Here is a 14,132-nt window from a genome sequence, read left to right on the forward strand (position 1 = left end):
GAATTAATCAATTCCACCAATACGGTTAAAGCGTATCCCTGTCGGTATCCACGATGGTAGCCAGCTGTCACTGTTGCGCTCGAATTCGAAGCTGACCCAAATAGCCACCGCTTTGCCGACTAAGTTGCGCTCAGGCACAAAGCCCCAAAAGCGGCTATCCGCACTGTTATCGCGGTTATCACCCATCATAAAGTAATGCCCTTCTGGCACCACCCAACGATTGACGCCCGGACGTGGCTGATAGGCACTGATTCGATCGCGCTTATTCGGATGGACAAGGATCTGATGCGCTTGCTCACCCAGCTGCTCTTGTGCTTGCACCAGATTCACACCACCTTGTGCAAATTCACTAGGTTGAATGTTATCCATCGCGACAGGCTGGCACTGCGCTTCGCCTTTAGGCTGAATACACAAGCGCTTATCTTCATACACAATGGTATCGCCGGGTAGCCCCACCGTACGCTTGATATAGTCAATATTCGGCTGCGGCGGATATTTAAACACCACAATGTCACCGCGCTCAGGTTTGCCAGTATCAACCAGTTCAGTGTGAAAAGCCGGATCTCGCAGCCCATAGGCAAATTTTTCCACCAAAATAAAATCGCCAACCAATAAGGTTGGCATCATCGATCCGGACGGAATTTGGAAAGGCTCATAAATGAATGATCGCAACACTAAAACCACCGCGATCACCGGGAAAATAGACGCCATATTCTCAACCCAACTCGGTTGTGGCATCACTTTCGCGACTTGTTCGGCATCCAAATCAGTCTGTGCGACCTTCAGTGCTTTGCCTGCAGCCTGGCGGCGACGCGGCGCCCAGCGGTATTTATCTAACGCCCAAACCAGGCCGGTGACCAAGGTCACCAGCACTAAAATTAAAGAAAACGTATTGGCCATCATGGAATCCGTTGTTATTTATCTTTGCCCACATGCAAAATGGCCAAGAAAGCTTCTTGCGGCAGCTCGACATTACCGACCTGCTTCATGCGCTTCTTACCTTCTTTTTGTTTTTGCAATAGTTTTTTCTTACGACTCACATCACCGCCGTAACATTTTGCCGTGACGTTTTTACGCAACTGCTTGACGGTTGAACGGGCGATAATGTGATTGCCAATCGAGGCTTGGATGGCGATATCAAACTGCTGACGCGGAATAAACTCTTTCATTTTTTCCACTAGCTCGCGACCACGCGGTTGCGCATGAGCACGGTGCGTAATAATCGCCAGTGCATCGACACGCTCGCCATTCAGTAAGATATCCACCCGTACCATGTCAGACACGTCGTAACGTTCGAAGTTATAATCTAACGAGGCATAACCGCGCGATGTTGACTTAATTCGGTCGAAAAAGTCCAACACGACTTCCGCCATGGGTATGTCATAGGTCAGCGCAACTTGATTGCCGTGATAAACCATATCCACTTGGGCACCACGCTTCTCAACACACAAGGAAATCACATTGCCGACGAATTCATTGGGCACCAAGATATTACAACGCGCGATAGGCTCACCAATGGCTTGAATGTCATTCACTGGGGGCAGCTTGGCTGGGCTGTCTACATAGATAATTTCACCATCGTTTTGCGTGACTTCGTAAACAACCGTGGGGGCTGTGGTGATCAGCTCAAGGTCGTATTCTCGCTCCAGGCGCTCTTGAATGATCTCCATGTGCAGCATGCCAAGGAAACCACAACGGAAACCGAAGCCAAGCGCCGCAGAGCTCTCTGGCTCAAAAAAAAGCGACGCATCATTGAGGCTTAACTTATCCAAGGCATCACGGAAGTTTTCATAATCATCGGATGAAATCGGGAATAAGCCCGCGTACACCTGAGGCTTAACTTTTTGGAACCCTTCAATCCGTTTTTCGCAGCCGTTTTTGGCATGGGTGATGGTGTCGCCCACGGGGGCGCCGAGGATATCTTTGATCCCACAGATCACCCAGCCTACTTCACCGGTTTGCAAACCATTAAGCTCTTTACGCTTGGGCGTGAAAATGCCAATGCTGTCCACGTTCCATTCTTGGCCCGTGCTCATGATTTTCACTTTGTCGCCTTTTTTGAGCGAGCCTTCACGAATGCGCACTAACGAGACCACGCCAAGATATTTATCGAACCAAGAGTCGATAATCAACGCTTGAGTGGGGGCGTCGGGGTTACCTTCCGGCGGTGGAATAAGGCGAACAATATCTTCGAGTACGCCATCGACTCCAACCCCTGTTTTGGCTGAACAACGCGTGGCTTCAATGGCTTCAATACCAACAATATCTTCGATTTCTTGCGCCACACGGTCTGGGTCGGCGGCCGGCAAATCGATTTTGTTCAGGACAGGGACCACTTCAAGGTCCATATCCATTGCGGTGTAGCAGTTGGCGAGCGTCTGTGCTTCAACCCCTTGTCCTGCATCCACCACCAGCAAAGCACCTTCACATGCCTTCAGTGAGCGCGACACCTCATAAGAGAAGTCGACGTGTCCTGGCGTATCGATGAAGTTCAACTGATACTCATTGCCGTCTTTGGCTTTATAGTTCAGTGTCACACTTTGTGCTTTGATGGTGATACCGCGTTCACGTTCCAGATCCATGGAGTCAAGGACCTGCTCTGCCATTTCCCGGTCAGTAAGGCCGCCGCATACGTGAATGAGTCGATCAGAAAGCGTCGACTTACCGTGGTCAATATGGGCGATGATCGAAAAGTTACGAATATGCTTCATAAGTGGGTGTGACTTACTCGTTATCAATAAGAATGGGATCCTAAGATCAATTGGGCTGGATTCTACCGAAAATAGTGGCTAGTCGCTATCCTGGTGTCGGGTATTTATCACTGCCAACTCGGAAATTGGCTCTCCCATGACACGCAGAAGCTCAGGTTGCTGCTGTTCGGCACTCCCGACATATTTCGCTAAGCGTCGTGCGATACCGACCCCAAGGGCACCGAAGCCTAGGCTTAGTGCGATAACACCTCCTTCGCCGCTCCCTATCAACGCGGCAAAGAAAAATTGTCCCAGTAAGGCGCCCACGAACATCATCATTAATGGCACCATATAAACCACGAGCGCCGAGCGTACCAAGGTGGCTTCACCGAGGCCAATTTCAACGAGAGTTCCTGTCGGCAGCGGTTCTGGCGAACGAACGCTGACATAGTTCACTTTTCCGGGTAGGGCCTTGGACACAATGCCAGTGCCACACTGGCTTTGCGATTTGCAGCTGCCACAGCTGGTTTGCTGCTGACAGGCAAGGGACAGCCAGCCGTCTTGGTACCCTGTTACCTCCGCCAGTGCTTTAATCATGGTGCAACCTTTTACTCTGTCTGTGATGTTGGCATGCGATTAATACGAACCGAATCAGCAATCCGTTTAGCGGTCTCCGGTGGAATGTCCCCCACCACTGTAATTTCGGCGTTGCCATTGATAACACTGTGCAGCGTCCGTCGGCCTTGGCGCACTATCTGTTCACGCACGGAGACACCGTCGGCTTTGGCTAAATAAACAGAAAAACTAAAAAGGCCGTCGCTAAACATTTGGCTTTCCACTGCCCGCTTAGTCATCATTAAACGATGGCGGTTACTGTACACAGGCTTAAAGCCATCTGGCAGCACCGTCACCTGCCAATCCAGGTCAGAGCGGCGGGTTGTTTGCGGGAGGGTTAATACCGGCGGCAAGGCTAACTGCGTGAGTTTTTGCATCGCGTCGTTAATTTTAGGCGTAACCACCAGCGATAAGGCGCGATATTGTTCAAGCGGATCCCCATCTCGGTCAAGTAAATCGGCTCTCACTGGTAGGTGACTGTCTTGGTCTAGCCAAAGCACGTAAGAATATCGCTCACCATCTTTCGGTGTGATACGTACAACCTGGCAATCCATGCCCGCCTCGCGCGCATGTCCCATTGAGACAAAGTCATAATGGTTTGCCAGTATATCAATATCGGCCTGAATGAGAGTAGGCAATGGTGCCACCATATGATCACTGGCGATCGTGAAAGGGTCATAACCAGGTTCAAAATAGCTGATTTCCTTTCCGCGACGAATTACTTCTCGCGACGGACCACTCAAATACATGAGATGACCAAACGCTTCGCCACCTACCCGTGCATGGCGAAAACGCAGTGGCTCTAGGCTATTTTTGCCAACGAGAATGTAGGACAGTTCATAGTCCAAGGTATCGCTTGCGGTATCCATTTGATGTAACAAAGCCTCGGCAGAGGGTTCGGCCGAGGCTTGCGCAGACATCAAACTGACCAGCGCAAGCGCACCGATCAGAATTTTTTTCATTGCTTACTACTGCTTGTCGACGGTGCCATGGTCTGATTGCTAGACAGACTATCCTTATTCAACCTTAGCTGCAATTCATAGTCTTTGAGCATTGCATTTACGCGCCGACGCTGCTCCATCATTTCAGATTCTGAAGGCGTCGCACGCAAATCATTCCGGCTTAAACTCACCGGTTCAGCAGCACCTGCAAAAGGAATCGTTTCCAATACTGGCGGTTGGGTTTGATTGCCAACCCCCGGAGACGTTGGTTCAGACTGGTTATAATGCTGCACGCCTACGATCACGGCGAGAGAAACACAAGCGGCGACACTGACCTGAGTGAGCTGTTGCAGCCAGCCAGGTAGATGGCGACGCGCCTTTTCCGGACGCGGCTGTAACTCGTGCATCGGGTGTACGTTACTGTCAACGTGAGCGCCTTGATAAGCCGGTTCTGCTTCCAACGCGGACGCGACAGAACCGGCAATGTTCCATTGCAACGAGCCAGGCGCGTCACCACGCATCACATCACGAATGATGCCAAAGTCGCTCCAGGCCTGTTGTGCGCTATTATCTCGCTCTATATCATGGATCACCGACGTGTCCACCAGTTCGCCATCTAATAACGCCGAAATTTTTTCTTTATCAGTCATTCAAGTCACCGTCATGCAGCCAGTAAAACTCGTTACCGTTTCATCAGTGGCCGGATGCGCTTTTCTACCGCTTCACGCGCTCGAAATATACGCGACCGTACCGTACCGACTGGACAATCCATTACCTGTGCAATTTCCTCATAACTAAGCCCATCGAGCTCTCGTAAGGTGATTGCGGTTCTTAAGTCGTCAGGCAGTGTTTCAATGGTCGAAAACACCACCTGCCTCAATTCTTCAGACAACATCAAGTTTTCAGGGTTCGATATTTCTTTTAACGACCCCCCACTTTCGTAATTTTCTGCTTCGTCGGCGTCAATATCGCTGCCTGGCGGACGTCGTCCTTGTGCCACCAAATGGTTTTTCGCGGTGTTCACTGCAATGCGATACAACCAAGTATAAAACGCACTTTCGCCACGAAACCCCGGCAAAGCACGATACGCTTTAATAAACGCTTCTTGTGCGATATCCGGAATATCACCACTATGTGAGCCTACATAGCGGGCAATAAGGTTACATACCTTATTTTGATATTTGACGACTAACAGATTGAAAGCTTGCTTGTCACCATTCTGTACACGTTCTATTAGAACCTGGTCGGTTAGCTGCTCGCCCATTCGAGCGTTTACTCCTTGGTTGGTCTTTTCGCCCGATTATCGACATTCTAGGTCCGACGTTGTCAGAGCGCGGTTAAACCCGCTTGCGAGCTTTCGCTGAGAATTCGATGACCGCTTAGGAGAAAAGTTCCTCACCATGTTGGTTTTATTATGCGTGAAATCACATTACTGTGACGGAATGACCAAAGCGCGCGTCTTTGGCTGCGTGTATTGTCCCCCAAACAATGCCACGGTTGCAAACTTTCCCCCAAGCAAGACTGGATTTGATCTTCGCGCGCGCGGCCGCGTCAAATTGGTGTAACATTGGGAGCGCAGAAAGAGGATTAGGGATCATGACGACCACAACTCAGGAACATCAATGTGACGTGTTGGTCATCGGCAGCGGTGCCGCTGGCTTATCGTTGGCGCTACGTTTGGCGCCCACGCACCGAGTTATCGTACTCAGTAAAGGCCCTCTCAGTGAAGGGGCGACACTCTACGCACAAGGCGGCATTGCCGCTGTTTTTGACGAACAAGACTCGGTGGAGTCCCATGTCGAAGATACACAAATAGCCGGTGGCGGTATCTGTGATACCGATGTTGTCGACTTTATCGCCCGTAACGCCAAAGACTGTGTTCAATGGCTGATTGATGGCGGCGTGCCCTTCGATCAAGAAGACAGTGATGATGAAACCCCGCGTTATCATCTCACTCGCGAGGGTGGTCATAGTCACCGACGTATTCTACACACCGCCGATGCAACCGGTATGGCGGTGCAAAACTCATTGCAAGATAACGTTCGACAACATCCTAATATTACCCTACTCGAGCGTCATAACGCGCTGGACATTATCACGCGTAAAAAAGTCGGGCTCGGTGGCCCTAATCATGTGTTAGGAGCCTATATTTGGAATCGCAATCAAGAAGTTGTAGAAACTGTCCGCTGTAATTATGTGGTGCTGGCAACAGGTGGCGCATCTAAAGTATATCAGTACACCTCTAACCCAGACGTTTCTTCTGGTGATGGTATTGCGATGGCATGGCGAGCAGGTTGCCGTGTCGCGAATCTTGAGTTCAATCAGTTCCACCCGACTTGTTTATACCACCCTGACGCGCGTAACTTTTTGCTAACCGAAGCATTACGTGGTGAAGGTGCGCACCTAAAACGCCCGGATGGATCGCGCTTTATGCAAGACTTTGATCCGCGTGGTGAGCTTGCTCCCCGTGATGTCGTGGCGCGTGCGATTGATTATGAAATGAAACGGCTTGGCGCTGATTGTATGTATCTCGATATCAGCCATAAAGATCCGCAATTTATCACCAAGCACTTCCCCACCATTTACGAGAAGCTAAAAGAGTACGGCATTGACTTGACCCAAGACGCCATCCCGATAGTTCCGGCCGCTCACTATACCTGTGGTGGTGTGATGGTGGATAAAAATGGCACTACGGATCTGCCTGGTTTATATGCCATTGGTGAAGTGAGTTATACCGGGCTACACGGTGCAAATCGCATGGCTTCTAACTCGTTGCTCGAATGTGTGGTGTATGCGTGGTCTGCCGCTGAGCATATTAAAGCCCACTCAGACCATATCGAGCCACACACAGCGTTGCCAGCTTGGGATGAGAGCCAAGTGATTTGTTCCGATGAGGAAGTGGTGATTCAGCACAATTGGCATGAGCTGCGCCTGTTTATGTGGGATTACATGGGGATTGTGCGCTCAACCAAGCGCTTAGAACGTGCTTTGCGTCGCATTGAGCTACTTAAACAAGAAACGCACGAGTACTACGCTAATTTTCGTGTCTCAAATAACTTGCTCGAATTACGTAATTTACTCCAAGTCGCTGAATTGATGGTGCGTTGTGCCATGCAACGCAAAGAAAGTCGTGGTCTACATTACACCATTGACTATCCTGACGCTCATGCTCAATCAGGCCCAACCATCCTCGTTCCCGATCAGCCTTGCTAATGTGGCGCATGGTATCGTCGCAATAAACAACGGCCAGTCTCTCGACTGGCCGTATGATTAGCTTTTAAATTCACTTACGGCCCGCTCTAAGTTAGCCGCTTCTTCTGCGACTTGATGAGCAGCTTGACGGTTTTGGATCGCGCGTTCAGTACTCGTCTGGGCAATGTCTTGAATGTTATGCAAGTTATGGTTAACTTCTTTAGCAACCGAGCTTTGCTGCTCTATCGCCGTCGCAATATGCGTACTCATATCCATAATATCCAGCTGCGTCGCCAGTGCGGTGCCGGTTTGCTCGGTGCGAGACTCCACCGGCTCTGCGCTTTGGTGTAAAGTCTGCACCGCTCGGCTAACATCGACCACCATTTTTTGGATACTACTCAGCATCACAATATCGTTTTCAGTTGCGGCCACGAGCGCTTGACTCGCGCTTTACATTTGGCCTCTTAAGCCTTGATCTGTCGTTAAGCCTAATGTTTGATAGCCGTCACCCAGTTCGCTAAACCCATTTGCATAAGCTTGCATGGCTGTCTGGACGTCATCAATCGTTACGGTTTCTAACCCAAGGGAGGCACTGCGTGCTCGAAAGTCGGTCAGTTGCTGATTAAAGGTTGCAACGTTGTTTTCAAACCGAAAGAGGTATGTGGGATCCATCCGAGCAAGAAAGTCTTTTTCATTACAGTGTATTGCACTAAATATCCTATCGGCGATGTTAGGAAAAAGTAAAGCAAGGCAACCGAGACGTCATAAATATGTCACAAACTATCCTGCTTTGGTTGACAATAATGCCGATAAAGCAGACGAAAATGATAGTCCAGCAAGCCATGGCGCCACAAATATAAACAGCGCGCATCCGATTGCGCTTTGAGCATCATCAGCCAAGGCGTCGCCCAGATACATGTAATGGGTTGGCGTTCGCCGCTGGGTAGCCTTATCCAATCATCAAAATACACAGTGACACAGCCGGTACTCTCGACCAGTCGGTGTTGAAAGTGAATCAATTCACGGACAACGTGAAGCGTCAGGAAAGCACGCGCGCAAAGAGGGAGGGACACATGCACCGCCAATAGCCATGCCACCATCATCCCGACCAGGAATAAACAGACGGTGACATAGCGCGGGCAATGGAGTTGGCTATGTACGCAACTTACTTCGGTTATAGGCAACCACCTTCTCGACAACAGAGACCATCTTAGGGTCGTCAGGTTTACCATGCCCCATCAGCCAGGCAAACAGATCCGGGTCGGCGCTTTCTAAAAATGCGACAAAATCCTGTTTTTCATTTTCATTCAATGTGTCGTAGCATGCCTCAAAATAAGGCATGACCAATACATCAAGCTCCAGCATCCCCCGACGGCATGCCCAACGAATTCGCGCTTTATCTTCAGTGTTAACCATGTTGACCTCTATCACTGATATCAGTGGATGGATACTATCAACGCTAGGGTCTGACGACCACTTTTCCCAAAAAAGAAAAGACGAATCTGAGAGCTCTCTAGCGTTAATCCGCCGTTTGGCGCAATACCCTTACAATACAAAGGCTGACAAGCCTGTTATGCACCATTACTATACGAGAAATAGCCTGTGTTTTCTCAACGGAGAGCGTGATTTATATGAGCGAATGGTATCAAACCCAAGCTTTTGAGCCTGTGGCACAACACCCCAGTGACCAGACGCCGGAACTGGCCATTGTTGCCCTCGATAATTGGGCGTTAACCAAAATTAGTGGCGACGACACCAAGTCATACTTACAAGGCCAGCTCACTTGCGATATTGAGCAACTCGACGTGGATCAATCAACCTTAGCGGCGCATTGCGATCCAAAAGGTAAAGTCTGGTCCGTGTTACGTTTTTTCCACTTCCAAGATGGCTTAGCCATGGTGCAGCCGGCATCGATTGAGGCAACCCAATTACAGGAAGTCAAAAAATACGCCATCTTCTCTAAGATCGCATTTGATAAAGTTGACTGCGTACTTCTTGGCGTGGTTGGCACCCAGGCGGAAAAGTGGGTGACTGACCACTTTGGCCCACAAGGTAACGTCCGCCAGGGCGAGCAGGGAACGGCGGTGATGATCGCGCCTCATCGTTGGTTACTCGCGATCACTCCCGAGGGGGCAACCGCGCTCGTGAATCAGTCTCAGTCGTCCGCGGTCCTTCTCAGCAGTGAATATTGGGATCGATATGAAATCGATGCCGCACTCCCTCGCATAGAAGCCGCAACCAGTGGTGAATTTATTCCTCAATCGTTGAATTTGCAGGCATTGAATGCCATCAGCTTCACCAAAGGCTGTTATACCGGCCAAGAGACCGTTGCTCGCGCTAAATACCGAGGAATAAACAAGCGGGCCATGTATAAACTCACAGGACAAGCCACACATACACCGGTGGCTGGGGATAAAATCGAGCGTTCTGTCGGTGAAAACTGGCGCTCTGGTGGAACCGTGCTTGCCGGTTACCGTCAAGCTAATGGCCAGGCAGCAGTGCTAGCGGTTCTGCCAAACAACCTCGATGACGAGACAGCATTTCGCCTAGCGGCTGCGCCAGAGTTTATCTGGCAGCGTGAGCCTCTACCTTACTCTCTGACTGACGATGAATAAGTAGTGAGCTTGGCATCTCCCATACGGCTTGGCAAACACAGGTGACGTCGGCGCTTGATCACGCCGACGTCACTGACCGGGAAGCCAATAAACAGAAAGGGATCCCGCCAGGATCCCTCACTTGTTAATGCTAGTGGCACACGGTTGGTACTACACCTTAATCGGCATCTTGGTCGCCTAAGGTTTCTTCATACCCTTGTGCATCAAACAAGGCATCAATTTCTGATTCGTCAGTGGCTTGAACTTGAAAAAGCCAACCATCGCCGTAAGGATCGCTGTTGACTAATTCTGGGGCGCTATCCAACTCTTCATTCACGGCGATCACTTGCCCGGAAATCGGCGCATAAATATCTGACGCCGCTTTGACCGACTCGGCCACTGCGCAATCATCCCCGGCATCAAAGGTGTCACCTTCATCAGGTAAATCAACAAAAACCATATCACCAAGCAACGCTTGAGCATGATCGGAAATGCCAATGGTGAAGAGGCCTTCCCCTTCAGGACGCACCCACTCATGCGTCTCAGTAAATTTTAATCCGGATGGAATATCGCTCATAATATTGTTCCTTGTTAGACCCAGTGACCTTGTTAGACCCAAGACTCAGGTTGTAGCCAGTGCTCTGGTTGTACCCAGTGCTAATGTGCAACATCGGTCGGTAAATACAAACTTCCAGACAAGCTGTTCGTCATGCTATTTAGCATATTTTCTTTTTTTCGCCAATTTTCGTTGTCACACGATCAAGAAAAATGGGCGCGCCGAGCAGGTGGCTTCGCGAGATCAGGGAGCTCTCCCTCTAGCCCCAAGGCTTTGGCCATAAAGGGCTGTTTGGCGCCGGGTAGGTGATTCACCGCGCGCATACCTACACCACGAACGAGCTTTTTCACTGGATTTTGACCATCAAACAAGCTCCGGAATCCCTGCATCGCCGCAATCATTTGCATGGCTTCCGCTTTACGCCAACGCTCGAAATGACGCAGTGACGCATACGCCCCCACATCTTTCCCTTTTTCTGAAAGTTGCGCGAGTGTCTGTGCTAACGCGGCCGCATCTAACATCCCTAAATTCACCCCTTGACCGGCAAGCGGATGAATGGTATGTGCGGCATCACCGATAAGGGCAATGCGCTCAGAGGCAAAATTCTGAGCATAACGCATGCTAAGAGGATAACTCGCACGCGGTCCGGCCACCTCACATCGCCCTAATCTAGCGTCAAAGGCAGCGGTGAGCGCCCGCTCGAATCCATCAGACGCCATGTCGCGATACTCCGACGCTTGTTCAGGCGGCACCGACCAAACAATGGAACATAAATGCGGATCGGACAGTGGTAGAAACGCCAAAGGGCCATCAGGCGTAAAAACCTGACGCGCGACGCCTTGATGAGGGGCTTCTGTACGTACCGTTGCCACCACTGCATGGTGTCCATAATCTCGCTGAACCAATGGAAAGTGTGCTTGCTCGCGCACCCATGAGCGAGCGCCATCGGCTCCGACAACCAGCTTTGTCGTCACACCACCTCCCGAGGCCAATTGCAACCAGGTTTCGCGCTCACCTTGCATCATAGACTGGCACTGCTCAGGCATGAGAATGGTGACATTACTCTGCTGCTGCACTTTGTCGAGCAGGGCAAGTTGAATCACGCGGTTTTCAACAATGTGTCCTAGGTTTTGCTGACCAAATGCCTGTGCGTCAAAATCAATTTGCGCAAAGCTATCTTTCTCCCAAACGTGCATTTTTTGATAGCTTGCCAGTCGGCGTGCAACGATACCCGGCCAAACATCTAAGGCACGAAGCATATTCTCGCTCGCGCGACTCAGTGCCGATACACGGTTTTCTGGTAGATCGTCTAGTGTTGTTACCGGTTTTTTACCTTCAATCACAACGATGCGTAAGTCCGTTTCTGCCAGTGAGGCGGCAAGTGTTAGCCCCACCATTCCACCACCTACAATCGCGACATCTGCATTGATCATCTTCATTTCGGTTCTACCCATCCTATGGTGCGTTGCACAAGGGGTTGTTTCACCCTTTCTATGGTCGACATCAACCCCAAACCTGCGTTCCGTGCAGCCGCGAGTAGTGCACTTTGATTAGAAAAAAGATGAACGAGCCCTGATGTTAGTGCGACGGTTGTGTCTCTGTCTGGCTGGCGTTGACTGGCATAATCCATCAGGACCGGTATCGCGCCAATATCTTGCCCGCGCTGGAAGGCTGCGCTGACAGTTTGAGCCAGCGTGATGACATCTCGCAGGCCGAGGTTAAAGCCTTGTCCTGCAATGGGATGTAAACTTTGTGCTGCGTTGCCAACCACCGCCACACGATGACTCACCGGCCGCACGACCTGATTGAGCACCAGCGGGTAGGCATGACGTTCTCCGACATGAAGTAACTTACCAAGACGCCAACCGAAAACCTGTTGTAAGCGTTGTAAAAAAACCGAATCGCTGACTTGGGTGAGCGATTGCGCCTCATCGGGAGTCATGCACCACACTAATGAGCAACGTCCTTGCGACATGGGCAGTAACGCGACGGGCCCCGTGTCGGTAAAACGCTCAAAGGCGTGACCTTGATGCGGAAGCGCCGTAGACACATTGGCAATCACAGCCACTTGACCAAAGTCGTGCTGCTGCCGGGGGAGATGGAGCAAACGACTACAAGGCGAGCGACCGCCATCAGCGGCAATGAGTAATGATGCCGTTAGCGATTGTCCTTGTTTGAGTGTGACAGTAACAGCGTCAAGCTTTCGCTCAATCGCGATCACTGCATCAGGACAAAAGACATCGATGGCGGGACGCGCATGCAGTTTTTGGTGCAATACCGCGCCGGCATCTGCCAGTTCAATGACCTGACCGAGATATGACACGCCCTGCATTTGCGCATCAATGTGCGTTTGCCCAGCATGACCACGATCTGAAACGTGAATATGCTGGATCGGTGTGCCAAACGGCGCCAACGCCTCCCAAAGTCCCAGTTGCTCAAAAGCAGCGCAACTGCCCTCGGCTAACGCGATACTCCGCGCATCATAACCTGGGTGATCACCATGGTTTGGCATCATCGCCTCAACGACCGCAATACGTAACCTCCCGCCACTTAGCGTATCTAACGCCAGTGCCGCGGTTGCGCCAGCCATTGCACCACCAGCAATCACTATGTCATAGGCTTTCATCCTACTTTTCCTCACCCTGAGTCATCACCACGCCTCAAACCGCAGACGTCATTGCGGTTAATGGCGCGTTTTTGGCGTCTCGTCGTCAGTTTCAAGACGTGCGCCAAGCTCGGCATGGACAACCAAGCTACACACACGCACATGCTCAACAACTTGCTCAAGCAAGTCCGCTTGCTCTTGCAAATCTCCGTCTTCGTCAATCCCTAACTGCGCCACTTCCTTTAAATCGCTGAGCGCTTCTGTGACGTCTTTGGATAGTTTACGCCCCTTTGTCCCAATCAGACCAACGCCAGCAAGAAAGGTATTAATCCACTCCACTAACGCTTCTGCACGGGCAACGACACCCGAGTGTTCATCATCCGGAACATAAATATCGAGATCTAAATCCGTTCCTGTCAGTTGGGTTTTCAATTGATGGTAGCTCTGCATGGCCAAGGTTTTTGACTCGGTCGGCCAGCCCATTCCTTGGTTGGTATAATCATAAAGCATGGTTAGCCAACTCCCCTCTTCCAGTGCCAAGCCACCACTTAGCATACCGGCGATCAATCCATGCATTTCTGCCGGCGTAACCGCCAGACTATCTGCTGTTAATATTTCTGCAGTCTTCGCATATGCGGGTAAACGGGTTTCAGTCACAATGTTGCCCTTGGTCGTGCGCTCAAAAATAAGTGGGTTAGTTTAGCATTTCACACCACAGGGCTGAATCACTCAGCGAAAAAACCCGTGATTCTTGGCCAGCTTGTGCGATGCAGAATTATTCTGTCCATTATGGTGGTCACAAGCCCAGTGTAAAAGCAGGAAGGCCGTTGCCACGATGATAAAGATCAACCCCTCGGTGTCCATTTTTGTCTAAATTCTCTGCATCACTCACCAAGGCAACTTTCGATGTAGTGTATTCGGGAAAATAATTGCTAGAAT

16 protein-coding genes are annotated in these 14,132 nt (G+C 50.6%); 2 read left to right on the forward strand and 14 right to left on the reverse strand.

Translation table 11 applies throughout. The annotated features are described in order from the left end of the window. Window positions 1–3: 3 nt before the first annotated feature. The 6 genes from lepB to rpoE form a co-directional block, all read right to left on the reverse strand. Window positions 4–900: a signal peptidase I gene (gene lepB / locus BZG77_RS06770; RefSeq protein ID WP_077646663.1), complete on the reverse strand. Its 897-nt coding sequence runs from the start codon at window positions 898–900 to the stop codon at window positions 4–6. A 14-nt stretch (window positions 901–914) separates the two neighbouring features. Then, complete coding sequence (gene lepA, locus BZG77_RS06775) at window positions 915–2,711, reverse strand: translation elongation factor 4 (RefSeq protein ID WP_077646664.1); 1,797 nt, start codon at window positions 2,709–2,711, stop codon at window positions 915–917. 78 nt (window positions 2,712–2,789) lie between these two features. Next, window positions 2,790–3,287, reverse strand: coding sequence for a SoxR reducing system RseC family protein (locus tag BZG77_RS06780; protein ID WP_077646665.1), 498 nt, complete (start codon window positions 3,285–3,287; stop codon window positions 2,790–2,792). A gap of 11 nt (window positions 3,288–3,298) precedes the next feature. Continuing rightward, the gene (rseB, locus tag BZG77_RS06785) at window positions 3,299–4,267 is read right to left on the reverse strand and encodes a sigma-E factor regulatory protein RseB (protein WP_077646666.1); all 969 of its coding nucleotides are present in this window, start codon (window positions 4,265–4,267) and stop codon (window positions 3,299–3,301) included. After that, complete coding sequence (locus tag BZG77_RS06790; RefSeq protein ID WP_077646667.1) at window positions 4,264–4,896, reverse strand: RseA family anti-sigma factor; 633 nt, start codon at window positions 4,894–4,896, stop codon at window positions 4,264–4,266. The genes rseB and BZG77_RS06790 overlap by 4 nt, the downstream gene beginning before the upstream one ends. Before the next feature lie 32 nt (window positions 4,897–4,928). After that, a complete protein-coding gene (gene rpoE, locus BZG77_RS06795; RefSeq protein WP_021022105.1) occupies window positions 4,929–5,510 on the reverse strand; it encodes an RNA polymerase sigma factor RpoE in 582 nt (193 codons plus the stop codon). Between the two features lie 332 nt (window positions 5,511–5,842). Between rpoE and nadB the strand changes: the two genes are divergently transcribed. Next, on the forward strand, window positions 5,843–7,459 hold the full coding sequence (gene nadB, locus BZG77_RS06800) for an L-aspartate oxidase (RefSeq protein ID WP_077459795.1): 1,617 nt from the start codon (window positions 5,843–5,845) through the stop codon (window positions 7,457–7,459). 57 nt (window positions 7,460–7,516) lie between these two features. Here the strand turns inward: nadB and BZG77_RS06805 are convergent, their stop codons facing one another. The 4 genes from BZG77_RS06805 to BZG77_RS06820 form a co-directional block, all read right to left on the reverse strand. Continuing rightward, on the reverse strand, window positions 7,517–7,843 hold the full coding sequence (locus BZG77_RS06805) for a methyl-accepting chemotaxis protein (protein WP_131826139.1): 327 nt from the start codon (window positions 7,841–7,843) through the stop codon (window positions 7,517–7,519). 45 nt (window positions 7,844–7,888) lie between these two features. Beyond that, a complete protein-coding gene (locus tag BZG77_RS06810) occupies window positions 7,889–8,110 on the reverse strand; it encodes a hypothetical protein (protein WP_077646669.1) in 222 nt (73 codons plus the stop codon). A 101-nt stretch (window positions 8,111–8,211) separates the two neighbouring features. Beyond that, window positions 8,212–8,622: a hypothetical protein gene (locus BZG77_RS06815; protein ID WP_131826140.1), complete on the reverse strand. Its 411-nt coding sequence runs from the start codon at window positions 8,620–8,622 to the stop codon at window positions 8,212–8,214. Then, window positions 8,591–8,854, reverse strand: coding sequence for an FAD assembly factor SdhE (locus BZG77_RS06820; RefSeq protein ID WP_021022110.1), 264 nt, complete (start codon window positions 8,852–8,854; stop codon window positions 8,591–8,593). The genes BZG77_RS06815 and BZG77_RS06820 overlap by 32 nt, the downstream gene beginning before the upstream one ends. 215 nt (window positions 8,855–9,069) lie before the next feature. Here BZG77_RS06820 and ygfZ point away from each other — a divergent pair, with 215 nt between their 5' ends. Beyond that, window positions 9,070–10,053 carry a tRNA-modifying protein YgfZ gene (ygfZ, locus tag BZG77_RS06825; RefSeq protein ID WP_077646671.1) on the forward strand — a complete coding sequence of 328 codons (984 nt, stop codon included), beginning with the start codon at window positions 9,070–9,072 and terminating at the stop codon, window positions 10,051–10,053. A 157-nt stretch (window positions 10,054–10,210) separates the two neighbouring features. On the opposite strand, the gene gcvH is transcribed toward ygfZ, so the two are convergent. From gcvH to BZG77_RS06845, 4 genes are all read right to left on the reverse strand, one after another. After that, the gene (gcvH, locus tag BZG77_RS06830) at window positions 10,211–10,609 is read right to left on the reverse strand and encodes a glycine cleavage system protein GcvH (protein WP_021022112.1); all 399 of its coding nucleotides are present in this window, start codon (window positions 10,607–10,609) and stop codon (window positions 10,211–10,213) included. 182 nt (window positions 10,610–10,791) lie between these two features. Beyond that, a complete protein-coding gene (locus BZG77_RS06835) occupies window positions 10,792–12,027 on the reverse strand; it encodes an FAD-dependent 2-octaprenylphenol hydroxylase (protein WP_077646672.1) in 1,236 nt (411 codons plus the stop codon). Further along, window positions 12,024–13,214, reverse strand: coding sequence for a 2-octaprenyl-6-methoxyphenyl hydroxylase (gene ubiH, locus BZG77_RS06840; RefSeq protein WP_077646673.1), 1,191 nt, complete (start codon window positions 13,212–13,214; stop codon window positions 12,024–12,026). Before ubiH ends, BZG77_RS06835 begins: the two co-directional genes overlap by 4 nt. A gap of 57 nt (window positions 13,215–13,271) precedes the next feature. Continuing rightward, window positions 13,272–13,850 (reverse strand): UPF0149 family protein, encoded by a 579-nt coding sequence (locus BZG77_RS06845; protein WP_077459801.1) that lies wholly within the window; start codon window positions 13,848–13,850, stop codon window positions 13,272–13,274. Window positions 13,851–14,132 lie beyond the last annotated feature (282 nt).

It is taken from the genome of Salinivibrio sp. IB643, from assembly GCF_001996105.1.
Lineage (GTDB): Bacteria > Pseudomonadota > Gammaproteobacteria > Enterobacterales > Vibrionaceae > Salinivibrio > Salinivibrio costicola.

Bases quoted from the DNA above. Each gene is read 5' to 3' on its own strand.
- lepB (WP_077646663.1), bottom strand. From the start codon at position 900: ATGGCCAATACGTTTTCTTTAATTTTAGTGCTGGTGACCTTGGTCACC.
- BZG77_RS06790 (WP_077646667.1), bottom strand. From the start codon at position 4,896: ATGACTGATAAAGAAAAAATTTCGGCGTTATTAGATGGCGAACTGGTG.
- BZG77_RS06810 (WP_077646669.1), bottom strand. From the start codon at position 8,110: ATGGATCCCACATACCTCTTTCGGTTTGAAAACAACGTTGCAACCTTT.
- lepA (WP_077646664.1), bottom strand. From the start codon at position 2,711: ATGAAGCATATTCGTAACTTTTCGATCATCGCCCATATTGACCACGGT.
- nadB (WP_077459795.1), top strand. From the start codon at position 5,843: ATGACGACCACAACTCAGGAACATCAATGTGACGTGTTGGTCATCGGC.
- rseB (WP_077646666.1), bottom strand. From the start codon at position 4,267: ATGAAAAAAATTCTGATCGGTGCGCTTGCGCTGGTCAGTTTGATGTCT.
- BZG77_RS06820 (WP_021022110.1), bottom strand. From the start codon at position 8,854: ATGGTTAACACTGAAGATAAAGCGCGAATTCGTTGGGCATGCCGTCGG.
- ubiH (WP_077646673.1), bottom strand. From the start codon at position 13,214: ATGAAAGCCTATGACATAGTGATTGCTGGTGGTGCAATGGCTGGCGCA.
- BZG77_RS06805 (WP_131826139.1), bottom strand. From the start codon at position 7,843: ATGCTGAGTAGTATCCAAAAAATGGTGGTCGATGTTAGCCGAGCGGTG.
- ygfZ (WP_077646671.1), top strand. From the start codon at position 9,070: ATGAGCGAATGGTATCAAACCCAAGCTTTTGAGCCTGTGGCACAACAC.
- rpoE (WP_021022105.1), bottom strand. From the start codon at position 5,510: ATGGGCGAGCAGCTAACCGACCAGGTTCTAATAGAACGTGTACAGAAT.
- BZG77_RS06780 (WP_077646665.1), bottom strand. From the start codon at position 3,287: ATGATTAAAGCACTGGCGGAGGTAACAGGGTACCAAGACGGCTGGCTG.
- BZG77_RS06835 (WP_077646672.1), bottom strand. From the start codon at position 12,027: ATGAAGATGATCAATGCAGATGTCGCGATTGTAGGTGGTGGAATGGTG.
- gcvH (WP_021022112.1), bottom strand. From the start codon at position 10,609: ATGAGCGATATTCCATCCGGATTAAAATTTACTGAGACGCATGAGTGG.